This window comes from Massilia jejuensis, from assembly GCF_042656795.1.
Lineage (GTDB): Bacteria > Pseudomonadota > Gammaproteobacteria > Burkholderiales > Burkholderiaceae_D > Telluria > Telluria jejuensis.
This window is the reverse complement of the sequence record NZ_JBHSMS010000013.1, coordinates 163,352-177,333: the sequence shown is the minus strand read 5'-3', so window position 1 is coordinate 177,333 and position 13,982 is coordinate 163,352. Positions and strand designations below refer to the sequence as shown.

The following is a 13,982-nucleotide window of genomic DNA, read 5'->3' as shown; positions in this document are numbered from 1 at the left end:
GGATCTTCAGCGGCGCCTGAGTTCGACGACCGGTGCCGGCACGACGGTGCTTGCCGCGTTCATCTCGCCGCGCGCCTGCACGATCACGCTGCGCGCCGCCGTCAAGCCCAGCACGCCCATCACGCCGGCAACGAGCAGGTCGGGCCAGCCGCTGCCGGCCTGGTAGACGCCCAGCGCCGCCAGCATCACGGCGACGTTCCCGATCGCGTCGTTACGCGTGCAGAGCCACACGGAGCGCATGTTCGAGTCGCCGTTGCGGTAGGCGAACAGCAGCGCCGCGACCAGGACATTGGCCGCCAGCGCCGCCAAGCCGATCGTACCCATGGTGGACGCGTTCGGCACAGTGCCGGCCGCCAGGTGCCAGAGCGCGCTGCCGATCACGAACACGCCGTAGCCGCCCATGGTCGCGCCCTTGACCAGGGCGGTGCGCGAACGCCAGACCGGCGCCATGCCGAGCACGAACAGGGACACGCCGTAGTTGGCCGCGTCGCCGAAGAAGTCGACCGCGTCGGCCAGCAGCGAGACCGAGCCCGAGGCCCAGCCGCCGGCCAGCTCGACGACGAACATGGACGCGTTGACGACCAGCGCGATCCAGAGGATGCGCCGGTAGACGGGATCGACGGGCGGCTTGTCGGGCGAACAGCCGCCGCTGCAGCAATCGGCCATGACGGCCTCCGCTAAAAGTGATACAGATTCAACAGGCCGCCTTCGAAAACCGTATCAGGTTTTCGGCAGCGTGACGCCGACCTGGCCCTGGTATTTGCCGCCGCGGTCCTTGTACGAGGTTTCGCAGACTTCGTCGGATTCGAAGAACAGCACCTGGGCACAGCCTTCGCCGGCGTAGATCTTGGCCGGCAGCGGCGTCGTGTTCGAGAACTCCAGCGTCACATAGCCTTCCCATTCCGGCTCGAAGGGCGTGACGTTGACGATGATGCCGCAGCGCGCGTAGGTCGACTTGCCGAGGCAGACGGTCAGCACGTTGCGCGGGATGCGGAAGTATTCGATGGTGCGCGCCAGCGCGAACGAATTCGGCGGGATGATGCAGACATCGCTCTTGACGTCGACGAAGGAATTCGAATCGAAATTCTTCGGGTCGACGATGGTGCTGTTGATGTTCGTGAAAATCTTGAATTCGTCGGCGCAGCGGATGTCGTAGCCGTAGGACGAGGTGCCCCAGGAGATGATGCGGCGACCCTCTTCCTCGCGGACCTGGTTGGGAGAAAAAGGCTCGATCATGCCGGTTTCTTCGGCCATGCGGCGGATCCATCTATCGCTCTTGATTGCCATGCTGGGTTCTTTCAGGATTGCTCGGAATGTTGCGATTTTACGCGAAAAGCGGCCGGCGGTCCCTCTCGAACGCCGCCCTCAGGCCTGCTCGCGTGCCGGCGTTGCCTTGTCCGCGAGGCGGCTGCCGAGCAGGCGCTTGACCATCTCGTGCGTGAGGCGGGCGGTGCGCTCCGGATGCTCGAGCGGATACAGGTGCGAGCCTTCGGTCATCACGAAATGCTCGCCGACGAGCTTGCGCGTCGACGCCAGCCCCGCCTGGCGCAGTTCTTCCGAGTCGACCGCGCCGATGAAGCCGACCGGCACCGGGAAGCCGTGGCGGATCACCTCGCCCATATGGTGCGGTAGCGAATTGTAGATGGCCGTTTCGACCGCACGGTCGAAGCGCAGCTGCACGCCCTCCGGATGCGGGGCCAGGCCGACGTCCAGGTAGTCGTCGAGCACGCCCGGCGCCCAGGCCGCGAAGAGGTCTTTCGCGATGAAGTGCTCGTAGGCGGCGGCGCGGCTGGGCCAGACGTTGCGGCGGCGCTCCGAAAAGCGCGCCGGCGAAAAGCGTGAACCCTTGCCCAGCAGTTTCACGAGGCGCCAGGCCAGCGCGCGCCAGCCCGCCACCACGGGCGAATCGAGCATCACCACGCAGCGCGCCAGCTCGGGACGGCGCGCGGCCACCATCGTGCCGAGCATGCCGCCCAGCGAATGGCCGACCAGGATCGCCGGACGCCCGTGGCCTTCGAGGTGCCCGATCAGCTCGTCCACCAGCCCGCTCCAGCCGTCGCCCACCGGGAAGCGCGGATCGTGCCCGACCATGTCGGTCATGCGCACCTCGTAATGCGGGCGCAGCGCGTCGAGCAGCTGGCGGTAGGTGCCGGAAGGAAAACTGTTACCGTGACAGAAATGCAGCAGGGGCTTGGTCATGAATGCGCGCGGCCAGTCGAAAGGAGCCCCGATTGTAATGTGACAGTCACCCGTGCGAACTTCGTTTAGAGGGAAACACCTATCGTCGGCGTCGCCGGATGGCCGCCGACCATGCCGCCATCCATAATCGGCCATTGCAGCGGGGGCCATCGCAGCGGGTGCCGCCGCGGAAGACGGCCGGCCTAGCGTCCGTGCCAGTAGCGCGCGTGCTCGCGGCGGTAGGAACGCGCCCTGACGGTAGCGCCGAATTCCAGGCCGATAGCCCCCGCCTCGTCGGTGCGCAGGCGTTCGATGGCGTGCTCGCCGTAGCGCGCGAACACCTCTTTCTTGGGGTGCTTGTAGCGATTCCTGTGCCCCACCTGGAACAGGGCAATCGACGGCCGGACCGCCGCCAGGAAGGCCGGCGTCGACGAGGTGCCGCTGCCGTGGTGCGGCGCCAGCAGGACGTCGGCGCGCAGTTTGCCGGCCGCGTTCGCGACCAGGGCCGCCTCCTGCGCCGCTTCGATGTCGGCCGCCAGCAGGATTGCCCTGCCATGCGCCGCTATGCGCAAGGTGCAGCTGCGCGCATTCGCCTTCAGGGATGGGTCGTCATAGCTGGCCGGTGTCGGATGGAGCATCTCGAAGACGACGCCGTCCCATTCCCAGCGCTGCCCGCCGACACACGGCGTGTGCGCCTTCGCGCCGTGCACGACCCGGTGCCCCGGTCCCAGCGAACTGGTCACATGGTCGACGCGCAGCGCCTCGAGCAGCGTGGGCGCACCGCCCGCGTGATCCAGATCGCTGTGCGAAACCACCATTGTATCGAGACGCCGGATGCCGCGCGCCCGCAGGTAGGGCAGGATCACGCGCCCGCCCGCATCCTGGCCGGGCGCGTACCGGGGGCCGGTGTCGTACAGCAGCCGGTGGCCGTGCGTTTCCACCAGCAGCGCCATGCCCTGGCCGACGTCGAAGGCGGTGACGTCGAAGCGGCCGGGCTCGGGCCGGGTCGGCTGCAGCAGGAACAAGGGCAGCCAGGCTGCCGCGCCGGCCCAGCGATGCGGCCAGCCGCGCGGCGCCAGCATCCATCCCGTGCCGATCAAGGCCAGCGCGAATAGCGGGGGCGGCGGCGCGGGCGCGCTCCAGACGGCCAGCGGCAGCGCCGCCAGCCATTCGAGCACCCAGGCCAGCGACGCGAGCGCGAGGTGCGCGCACCACAGTACCGGCTGGGCCAGCGGCGCCGGCAGCAGGCTGCCCGCCAGCGCCAGCGGCGTGACGACGAAGCTCACCAGGGGAATGGCGATCGCATTGGCGAGCGGACCGACCAGCGACACCTGCGAGAACAGCAGCAGCGTCAGCGGCACCAGCCCGAGCGTGACCGCGTACTGCGTGCGAGCCGCCAGCCGCAGGCTGCCGCGCCAGCCGGCGCGCGCGCGCCCCACCCGGCCCAGTCCCGCGTACAGGATCGCCCCGACCGCGCCGAACGAGAGCCAGAAGCCGGGCCACAGCACGGCCCAGGGATCGAGCAGCACGACCAGCCCGAGCGCCAGGCACAGGATGCGCGACACGCTCGTCGTGCGTCCCATCCACAGCGCCGCCGCCACGACCGCCAGCATGTACAGCGTGCGCTGGGCGGGCACGCCGAAGCCGGCCAGCAGCACATACAGCAGGGCTGCGACGGCGCCGCCGAGCGCCGCCACCTTCTGCGCGGGCAGGCGCAAGGGCAGCTGCGCCCGGGTGAAGAAGGAACGCCGCCACAGGCAGGAAAGCATGAATGCCGCGAGGCCGGCGACCATCGTGATGTGCAGGCCCGAGATGGCGACCAGGTGGCTGACGCCGGTGCGGTTGAACACGTCCCATTCGGGCTGCCCGATGCCGCGCTGGTCGCCGACGACCAGGGCCACGATCACGGCGGCATAGGGTTGGCCTTGCAATGCGTCCAGGATGCGCGCGCGCAGGGCGTCGCGGCTGCGCTCGACCAGGTGGCCGGGCGTGAGGACGAAATCGTCGAGCCGGCGGTTGCCGCCGGCCGCGCGCACGTAGCCGGTCGCGCGGATGCCCTGCCCCAGCAACCAGGCTTCATAGTCGAAGCCGTGCGGGTTGGCGTTGCCGTGCGGGCGCTGCAGGCGCACCGTCAGGCGCCAGCGCTGGCCCGGACGCAGCTGGCCGGGTTCGCCCTCGCCGCGGTACCACGACAGGGCCAGCGTCGGCGGCACCCGCGTCGCGGCGGTCAGCACGCGCTCGACCGCGAACTGGAAGCGCACGCCCTGGCCGGCATCGTGGGGCAGCTTGGCCACCGTGCCGACGATCTCGATGTCGCGGCCTTCGTCGGCCGCGTCGAGCCGGGGCGCGAGGCTCAGGTGGGCGATGAAGGCGGCCCAGCCGAAGCCGGTCAGGACGCCGGCCAGGGCGGCGCGCAGCACGCCGCGCATGGCGAACAGCAGGGTCGATGCCGCAGCTGCGCAGGCGGCGATCTGCCAGAACTCGGGCAGCGTGGCGCGGGTTTGCAGGAAGGCGGCGCCGGCGACGAAGCCGAGGATGGTCGAGCGCATCGGGCGCCGCCGGGCATGGTGCCGTCAGGCGCCGTTCGGCATACCGGTTTCGCCGCCCGGGTCACCGGCTCCGGCGCCGGCGCCAACCTGCTCGCCGGGCGCGGTCGCAAGCCGCACCAAACGCCAGGCACCGCGGCGCTCGATCGACCTGGCGGCGTGCGCCGGGCGGCCGAAGGCGCCGGGCGGCACCGCGAAGGTCGCCGGCGGCAGCAAGCTTCCGAGCGCAAACCAGCGCGTTCCATCCAGCGCACGCGGGTCTTCGCAGCGCCACCAGCCACTGGCCGGGCACGCCAGCCCCGTCGCGGCGAAGCTCCCGACCGGCACCCGCTGCTGCTCCATGACGCTGGGACCGGTGCCGGCGGTGGTGATGCTGGCGGACGCCGCCGGCGTGGCCTGCGCCAGCGGCAGCGGCGACGGCACGCGCTTGCGGTTGCGCTTGTCGACCAGCTTCCACGAGGTCTGGGTCTGCGACTCGAAGCTCGGCTGCACGCCGCGCAGCTTCTCCCACAAGGTTTGCGGCGGCAGCAACAGCGCCTGCGGCATGCGCTCGCCCTTCGCGATGTACTGGCGCTGCCCGCCCAGCACGCCGATGCCGTTGCCGCCGGCGCTGCATGACCACCAGCCGCTTTCGGGGCAGCGGTCGCCGGCCCAGGCGTAGGTGCCGAGCGGCGTCGGCGGCGGCACGGCTGCGACAGGCCTGGGCGGTTCCGACGGACGCAAGCGGATGCTGGACGAAATCTTGTCCCAGAGTGCCATGGCGGCATCTTCCGACAAGGAAGTGGGAACCGGCTCGTCGGCGCCTTCGCCGGTGGTCATCTTGAACACAAAGTGGGGAGCGAGCACGTTGTCTTCCGTTCCACCCGCCTCCCACCAGAACGAGTAACCGACGGTGTCGTTCATCTCGGCGACCCGCTTGACCAGTTCATCGCCGGTAACGCCGCCAATCGTGCGCGGGGCCGCGCGCAGCGTGGAAATGCGCCATTGCTCCGCCAGCGTCGACGTCGCCTGCGTGGCCGCCGCCCTTTCGAGCAAGCCTTGGGAAGCGGGCTTGTTGCCGGCGGCCAGGATGGTCAGGAATTCGATGTCCGGGTGGCTCGGCAATTGGGCCGACATCATCACTTGTTCGCGCTGGTGAGGGGTCAGCGGATCGCGAAACCAGGCGCGGTCGATGCAGAAGCCGGGTTCGGTCGGAATCTGGTTGCGTGGATTCGGCACCAGTTTGGCGACAAGCCTCGGCAGATTGTCGATATTGTCAGGGTTATAATTGTTCGCTGCCAGGGCAAAGCTCGTTCCCTGGCCATGCACCATGGCTTCGATCGCGACACCTTCATCGCGGTAGCGTTCCAGTGCCAGGCCATTCGCCTGGGTGCCTTCCGTCACCTTGCGGCCATGGACAAAGATCTTGCCGACAACGCCGTTGTCGGTCTTGACCTCCCTGACCGATTCGAGGTTCCTGTTTCCGCCAAACTGGTCCGGCGCCGCCCGCAGCTCGGCTTCGCGCCGTGCAAGGCGAACTTGAAAATCGGCTTGCTGCTCGTCGACGGACGAGATGTCGAATCCATGGATGCGCGGCCTGCGCAGTTCGAGGCGCGTTTCGTCGGGCAGATCGATCAGGAACCTGCCGATGCATACCGTTTTCATTTTCTGCGTCATGCGCGCCACCTTATCCTTGTCCTGTTGCGCAGCAGCGCGTCGTTCCACTGCGCCGACCGCCCACACAATCGCCAGGGCGGCGACGACGAGTCCCGCCAGCAGCGCCGCCGGCCCGCTCCGCCGCCAGGGCTTCACGACATCTCCTGGACGATCTTTACCACCAGGCGCAGCGTCAACATGAGCATGTCGGGATGTTTGTACGCACCCTGATGGTCATAGCCCTGGGTCGCGAACACCTGCATGACCTTGCCTCGCGGCGCCATGCCCGACTGCTGCGGAACCGTGCCGTCGCCGCGGGCGTCCTGCTGTTCCAGCGTGAACAACAGGTTCGCCCGGCCTTCCACGCGCACGCGCCGCTGGCCCAGCGCCGTGTGGCCAATGGTGCTTGCAGCGCCGACGTTCGCCGCGGTAACGACGGTCGCCGCTCCCGCCTGTTGCCAGGCAACCCAGCGTACCTGGCCGTAGGCGCGCTTGCGCTGATCGTCGCCGTAGAACGCATAGGTATTCGGATGGTAATAGTCGCCCAAGGTACGGTGAAATTGCTCGGCAGTGGCAATGGCCGTCCTGATCGCTGCTTTCACGCCGCCCTTTTCTTCGATATATTTTCCAGCCGGATCAGCCAGTGCCGGGTTGATCAACCGGTACCACGAATCCATGTCGCGATACAGGTCGTACGGATTGGGCGTCCTGCTGCCCGGAAGCTGCAGGCAGTCGCGCGTTGTCGTGACCTGGCCCGCGCCGTTCGCATGTCCGCCGCTGCTTGCGGGCGGCGGCGCGCCCCCCGTCATGACCCGCACGTGCAACCAGGGTCCGGGATACAGGTGGTTCGGCAGCAGCTCGAGCGCGCCGGGCGAAGTCGACAGCACCGGCGTGGTTTTTTCGGTCGTCTCGCCCAGGATCAGTGCCAGCCTGGAGGCGGCCAGGTCGTCGAGCGGGCCGTTGTCCGGACTTGCGCTTTCGGTACCACAGGCCAGGCGGCGGTAGGCGGCCGGCGCGCCGAGCGCCGGCATGACGCCATGGATGACCCCGGCGATCTTGTCCGGAATGCGCCTGGCGCAGGCGCGCGCGACGAGGCCGCCCATCGAGTGCGTCACCAGGATCACCCGGTCGCAGCGCTGTTTTGCTCCGGTCCAGAATGCGATGATCTCGAGAATGCGCCGCTCCAGCCGGCGCGACGACCGCTCGCAATCGTCAAGCCAGTTGTAGCCGACGGCGTACACCGGAAAATTGTACTGCGCATGTTTTTTGAGATGGGCCAGCGTCAGCGGTTCGAACTCGCGCAGCCCCCATTGGGCCGGCGCGCACGCCATCACGTCGCGCCAGTGCTTGCGCGGGACGCTGCCGGTACCCTTGTAGTCGGGCTCGAAGGTATGGTTCAGGCGTATCTCGAGCGCGTCGAGCAGGGCGCCGTACGAGTCGGCGTGGACTTCGCCCCAACCGCGCGCACGGGCGTCGGCCACCGTCAGCACATTGCCGTAGGCGGCGTTCTGCAACATGACCGGGCCGCCATCGTCGACTTCCAGGGTCGCGCCGTCGAACAGCCGCTGGCGGTCTTGCGGCGACACTGTCTTCCATTGGTCCGACGCGTTCAGCCCTTGTTTCATGCCGTTCGGCGGGCGCCAGACCACGCCGCCGGGCACGGCCTTCGTGTTTTTCCCGTTGGACGCACTGCCAGGGGGCGGCGTGCGCTTGGCGCGCAGATTCGTGCCCATGATGCCGGGCACGAAGATGACCGGCACGACACGGTCGGCGGGCACCAGCGCCAGCCCCATGACCTTGTAGTCGGTGGACGACGTAAAGGAGTCGATCGCCCAGCCGCCGCCGGGCAAGGGGGATGGTGGCGGCAAGGGTCGGGTCGGTTCGCTCATGGTCGATTCGGGGCGGGACTCAGGCAAGCAGTTCGAAACGCACCGGCCCCAGGGTGGCCGTGGTGACCAGCTGGGTGCGCCCGGCGGCGTCGCTCACGCCGCTGACGGTCGTGCCGTCCTCGAGGTGGGCAATGTAGCGCTGGTGCGCGATCGGCTCGAGGGTCTGCCTGTGGCGCAGCACCAGGCGTTCGTCGGCGCGGATGCTCGACTTGGCGAAATCGAGGGTCGCGGGCGTGCCGCCAGCTGGACTGTCGTGCACGATGGCGGCGGCCTTCACCACCTGCTTGCCCCTGCATTGCTGGACGATGGTTCCATCCGCCCACTCCGTTTGCGCGCCCTGCGAAACGATGCGCACCAGCGGCGCCTCGATGTGGATGGCTTCCGACGAAATCAGGCTGATGCGGCCCGACGACTTGATCTCGACGCCGCCCTGGTGCGCTTCGAGCGTAAGGTTGCCGCGCGCGGCCACCAGCTTGATGCCGAGCGCATGCGCGAATGCGCTGATGCCGCGCGCGGCGCGCACGAACACGTTGCGCCCGGCCGTCACTTCGGCGTCGCCGCCGCTGACGACGTCGACCTTCCTTTCCGAGGCCAGCGCCACGTTGTCGTGGCTGGCCAGGACGATGCCGGCCGGAGCGGTGACGGCGACCATCGGCGCGCCGGCGCCGGCGCCCGTGCCGGGACCGGTATTGGTCCCGTCCTCCCAGCGTTTCAGCTTTTCGGCCAGTTCCGCCAGCTTGCCGCTGCTGTCTTCGTCGCCCGCGTGCTGCCCGGCCAGTCTGGCCATCTCCTCGACCACGCTCTGCATCAGGTCGGCCAGCCCGATCAGGCCGGCGCGCGCCAGCTGCCGGCCCTCGTCCGAAGGCAGCGCCTCGGCGCTGACCAGCACGCCCTGCGTCCCGCGGATCGCCACGGCCTGGTCGCTGCGCAGCTCGGCGCCCTCGCCGCGCGCCGCGCCTTCGCCGTGCGCCCGGGCTCCCGCCAGCCAGCCCAGATTGAGTTCGGAGGCCGCGTGGTCGCTCGCGAGCTGGGCGCTGATCTGGCCGCGCGTGTCGTCGAAGCGCAGCTGGCTGCCGCGCAGGCCGCCGATTTCGCGGCTGCGCAGGCCCGCCAGGTAGCGGTTGCCGGGCAGCTGTCCATTTCTGCTCAGCGCCGGCGGCGCGGCCTGGCCGTTGAAGAGCTGGGCCAGGACGATGGGCTTGTCCGGGTCGCCGCCGAGGAAGGCCACCAGCACTTCGCTGCCCACGCGCGGCAGGCCGAGGGCGCCGCACTGCTGCTGGCTGCCCGGGCCGTTGCCGGCCCAGTTCGAGGCGACGCGGACCCAGGCCGAGTCGAGCGGGGAGCCGGAAGCGCCGGCGCCCTGCGCATGGGCGTGGTCCTGCGCGCGCATGCCGGGAAAGCGGATCTTCACCCGGCCCAGGCTGTCGCAATGGACTTCCTCGCCGGCGGGGCCGACCACGAGCGCGCTTTGCAGCTGGGGATGCGGCAGGTCGACGCGCGGGTCGAAGGCCGGGACGATCGGCACGCCGCGGCGCACCGCGGTAAAGCGCACCTGCACCGGCGCGGCGCCCATCGGCGCGGCCCAGCCGGCGCGTGCCATCAGGCGCTCGGCGCGCTGGGCCATCTCGCCGGGCAGGTTGTTGCGCACGCTGGCGTGCAGTTCGGTGACTAGGAATTCGCGCTCGGCGTCCGGATGGGTATCGATCTCGGGATGGCCGGCCAGGCTGAAATACTGGCCGGCGCGCAGGTCGCGCACCGTGCCCTCGCCATGGAAGCATTTGGCGTCGAACGCGTGGCGCGCCATGCGCAGCTGGCCCAGGCGCAGGCCGTCCTCGACGTCGTCGCCGGCATGGGGCGCCTCGACCAGGTAATCGTCGAGACTGGCCGCCAGTGCATTGCCCTGGCCGCCCTGGTCGAAGCCGGCGCGCGCGCCGGCCGTCATGAAGCGCTCGCCCGTACTGGCCTTGTAGTCCCAGCTGTGGCGCGAGGCCAGGCCCGGCTGCAGGGTGCGCGCCGCGCCCCAGGCCTGGATCGTGTCGCGTTGTTCGGCGGCGTCGTCGCGGTGGTAGCGCACGGTGCCGGCGCTGCTGCGCGGGAGCCGCGCGGCGTCGGCGAACAGCACCAGCGTGTGCGCGGCGATCCGGTCGTGCGCCGGATCGACGCTGCTGGCACGGCCGCGCCCGGGACGCACGCACCAGGAGATGCCGCGCCGGCGCAGCAGGCGCCGCACGAAGGCGGCGTCGGACTCGTTGTACTGCATGGTCTGTTCGCGCGCCGGATACCGGGCCAGGTCGAGCAAGGGGTCGAGTTCGTATTCGAAGGCGCCGGCCAGCACGGCGTTCGCATGGCGCCACTCGTCGAACAGGGTCTGCACGATGGCGATCTCGTTCTGGTTGCGGAAGATGCGGCTGTTGACGCGCTTTTCCATGATCGCCAGCGCGTCGCGCAGCACCAGCTGGTAGGTGCACAGGGCGCCGTCGCTGTCCCCGGAACGCGCCTCGGCGACGATGCCGCAAATGCTGCGCAAGGCACCGCGGTCGGTGACGATCTGGATCTCGGCCGGCAGCGCGATGAATCGTTTCAAGGGGAGCGCCGGATCGCTGGCGACGCAGGCGACGCGGTACTCGATGCCGCCGCAGATCGACTCGCTGCCCGTGACCTGCTGCGGCAGCAGGACGTCGTCGGGCAGGCCGTCCGCATGCGCCAGGCGCAGGCGCAGCGCGCGGTGCGCGGTACTCAGTGACTGTTCGTGCCGTAGCACCCGCAGGAAGGCACTTGCGCTGTCCAATGTCGTCTCCCGTGGCGAAAGAGCCATGGTCACACGAACCCGACAATTCACGATTGCGCAGCGTCAGTGTGTCCGGGCAGAATGTGGCGAACTTAGCACCGTCTGGACACTCGTCTGTATGTCTGCACAGCCGAGTCCGGCCAGCGCAAATGGTTCCTCCGGGGCCCGGATTTATTCCGCCAGCAGCGCCCGCAAACGGGGTATCGCCGCGACCGAGCCATGCCAGGCCGCGTGCCGGATGGCGGCCGCGTCGACGCCGCGCAGCGCGGCCAGGGCGGCGCCGATCGCCGGCAGCTGCTCCGGGCTGTTGCGCCCCGGGTGGATCCAGGTCGGGGCAATGTCGGGCGCATCGGTCTCCAGCACGATCCGGTCCAGCGGCAGCCTGGCCGCCAGGCGCCGTATCTGCAGCGCGCGCGTGAAGGTCATGGCGCCGCCGAAGCCCAGGTGCATGCCGAGCTTGATGAAGCCGGCGGCCTGCTGCTCGCTGCCATTGAAGGCGTGGGCGATGCCGCCCGCAGGCGCGATCTGGCGCAGGTGCTTTACAACCTGGTCCTGTGAGCGGCGCACGTGGGTCAGCACCGGCAGGCCGAAGTCGCGCGCGATGCGCAGCTGCGCGCGAAAGAAGCGCTCCTGCTTCTCGCGCATGGCCGGTTCGCAAAGGAGCGGAATGAAGAAGTCGAGCCCGATTTCACCGATGGCCACGAAACGCGGATCGCCCAGCGCCGCTTCGACCGCGGCGCGCATGGCAACCAGGTCCTCGTCGGTCGCCTGCGGAACGTGGATCGGATGGATGCCGAGCGCATAGCTGGCGTTCGGCGCCGCATGCGCGAGCCGCGCGACGGTCCCGAAGTTGGCGCGGGCCACCGCCGGGATCACGATCATCGACACCCCGTTCGCCCCCGCCCGCGCCGCGATTTCCAGCGCCTCCTGGCCGAATTCGCCGGCGTCGAGATGGCAGTGGGTGTCGATCCACATGTCGTCAGTCTTCCAGCGGCACCAGCCCGTGCTCGGTCAGGCGCAGCGCGCGGTCGCAGCGGCGCGCCAGTTCCATGTCGTGGGTGACGATGACGAAGGCGGTGCCGAGGGTGCGCGACAGTTCCAGCATCAGGTCGAAGATGACGAGCGCCGTCGTGTGGTCGAGGTTGCCGGTAGGCTCGTCGGCCAGCACGCAGGCCGGCTGCGTCACCAGGGCGCGCGCCAGGGCCACGCGCTGGCGCTCGCCGCCCGACAGTTCGCCGGGACGGTGGACGACGCGCTTGGCCAGGCCCACGCGCGCCAGGATCGCCTCGGCCTGCTCGACTGCCCTGGCGCGCTTTTCGCGCCGGATCAGCAGTGGCATGGCCACGTTGTCGAGCGCCGAGAATTCGGGCAGCAGGTGGTGGAACTGGTAGACGAAGCCGAGCGAGGAATTGCGCAGGTCGCCGCGGCGGGTCTCCGACAGCGTCGCGAAATCCTCGCCCAGCAGCGTGACCGAACCGGCGGTCGGCGTATCGAGCCCGCCCAGCAGGTGCAGCAGCGTCGACTTGCCCGAACCGGAGGCGCCGACGATGGCGACGCGCTCGCCGCGCGCGATCGAAAAATCGATGCGGTCGAGCACCTGGACCTGGTAGTCGCCCTGCTTGAAGGTCTTGCTCAGGCCGCGGCAGGCCAGCACCGGGGTGGTCGCGGCATCACTCATAGCGCAGCGCCTCCGCCGGTTTCACGCGCGAGGCCGACCAGCTCGGATACACGGTGGCCAGGAAAGACAGGATCACGGCCACGACGCCGATGCGGGCCACGTCGGGCCAGCGCAGGTCGGAGGGCACGGACGTGAATTGGTAAATATCCTTGGACAAGAACTGCACTCCCAATAACTGTTCAATGAATGGAACGATGACATCGATATTCAGCGCCACCAGCACCCCGCCGCCCACGCCCGCCGCGGTGCCCAGCAGGCCCGCGACCGCGCCCTGGACCATGAAGATCTTCATGATCGAGCGCGGCGACGCCCCCAGCGTGCGCAGGATGGCGATGTCGGCCTGCTTGTCGGTCACCGTCATCACCAGCGTCGACACCAGGTTGAAGGCGGCCACCGTCACGATCAGGGTCAGGATGATGAACATCATCTTCTTCTCGGTCTGTACGGCGCCGAACCAGACGGCGTTGAGCTTCGACCAGTCGCGCATGACGAGCTCGCCCGACATCGATCGCTTCAGCTCCTGGGCGATCTGCGGCGCCAGGTGCATGTCGGCCACGCGCAGGCGCAGGCCGGCCGGCGCCGGCAGGCGCTCCATCTTCTGCGCGTCCTCCAGGCTGACGAAGGCCATGCCGGCATCGAACTCGGCGTGCCCGGCCTCGAAGATGCCCGAGACGGTGAAGCTGCGCATGCGCGGCAGCAGGCCCGCCGGCGTGGCCTGGGCCTGGGCCAGCAGCATGGTCACCTTGTCGCCCACCTGCAGGTTCAGGGCCGCGGCCAGTGCATGGCCGAGCACGATGTTGAAGCTGCCCGGCGCGAGCGAATCGATGCGGCCCTGGCGCATCGTGCCGGCGACCTGCGAGACGTCCTTTTCCGCCTCCGGCAGGATGCCGCGGACGATCGCCGGGCGCATCGTGCCGTCGTGCTGCTGCAGCAGCGCTTCGCTCTGCACGAAAGGCGCGGCGCCCAGCACGGCCGGGTTGCGCCTGGCTTCCCGGGCCGCCTCGCGCCACTGCGGCATGCTGCCGGCCGCGTCGAACACTTCGATATGGGCCAGCACCGAGAGCATGCGGTCGGTGACCTGCTTCTGGAAGCCGTTCATCACCGACAGCACGATGATCAGCGCCGCCACGCCCAGGGCGATGCCCGCCACCGAAATGAGGGAAATGAAGGAAATGAAGCCGTTGTTGTCGCTGCCCTTGCCGGCGCGCGTGTAGCGCAGGCCGACCAGCCACTCGAACGGCAGTTTGTGGACGATGCCCATGGTGCTC

General features: G+C 69.3%; 10 protein-coding genes. All 10 read right to left on the bottom strand.

What is annotated here, in order from left to right; translation table 11 throughout:
- Positions 1-6: 6 nt before the first annotated feature.
- Positions 7-666: a cation efflux transmembrane domain-containing protein gene (locus ACFPOU_RS03950; protein ID WP_379717423.1), complete on the bottom strand. Its 660-nt coding sequence runs from the start codon at positions 664-666 to the stop codon at positions 7-9.
- A gap of 54 nt (positions 667-720) precedes the next feature.
- A complete protein-coding gene (gene dcd / locus ACFPOU_RS03945; RefSeq protein WP_379717421.1) occupies positions 721-1,287 on the bottom strand; it encodes a dCTP deaminase in 567 nt (188 codons plus the stop codon).
- A 78-nt stretch (positions 1,288-1,365) separates the two neighbouring features.
- Positions 1,366-2,199, bottom strand: a complete 834-nt coding sequence (locus ACFPOU_RS03940; protein ID WP_379717419.1) for an alpha/beta hydrolase — start codon at positions 2,197-2,199, stop codon at positions 1,366-1,368.
- Positions 2,200-2,381: 182 nt separating this feature from the next.
- A complete protein-coding gene (locus ACFPOU_RS03935) occupies positions 2,382-4,727 on the bottom strand; it encodes a DNA internalization-related competence protein ComEC/Rec2 (protein ID WP_379717417.1) in 2,346 nt (781 codons plus the stop codon).
- Between the two features lie 24 nt (positions 4,728-4,751).
- On the bottom strand, positions 4,752-6,515 hold the full coding sequence (locus tag ACFPOU_RS03930; RefSeq protein ID WP_379717415.1) for a T6SS immunity protein Tli4 family protein: 1,764 nt from the start codon (positions 6,513-6,515) through the stop codon (positions 4,752-4,754).
- Positions 6,512-8,248, bottom strand: coding sequence for a PGAP1-like alpha/beta domain-containing protein (locus ACFPOU_RS03925; protein ID WP_379717413.1), 1,737 nt, complete (start codon positions 8,246-8,248; stop codon positions 6,512-6,514). Before ACFPOU_RS03925 ends, ACFPOU_RS03930 begins: the two co-directional genes overlap by 4 nt.
- A gap of 19 nt (positions 8,249-8,267) precedes the next feature.
- Positions 8,268-11,036: a type VI secretion system Vgr family protein gene (locus ACFPOU_RS03920; RefSeq protein ID WP_379717411.1), complete on the bottom strand. Its 2,769-nt coding sequence runs from the start codon at positions 11,034-11,036 to the stop codon at positions 8,268-8,270.
- 171 nt (positions 11,037-11,207) lie between these two features.
- Positions 11,208-12,011 carry a TatD family hydrolase gene (locus tag ACFPOU_RS03915; RefSeq protein WP_379717409.1) on the bottom strand — a complete coding sequence of 268 codons (804 nt, stop codon included), beginning with the start codon at positions 12,009-12,011 and terminating at the stop codon, positions 11,208-11,210.
- A 4-nt stretch (positions 12,012-12,015) separates the two neighbouring features.
- Positions 12,016-12,714 (bottom strand): lipoprotein-releasing ABC transporter ATP-binding protein LolD, encoded by a 699-nt coding sequence (gene lolD / locus ACFPOU_RS03910; RefSeq protein ID WP_379717407.1) that lies wholly within the window; start codon positions 12,712-12,714, stop codon positions 12,016-12,018.
- Entirely contained in the window at positions 12,707-13,975 is a 1,269-nt protein-coding gene (locus ACFPOU_RS03905; RefSeq protein WP_379717405.1) for a lipoprotein-releasing ABC transporter permease subunit, read from the bottom strand. Before ACFPOU_RS03905 ends, lolD begins: the two co-directional genes overlap by 8 nt.
- Positions 13,976-13,982 lie beyond the last annotated feature (7 nt).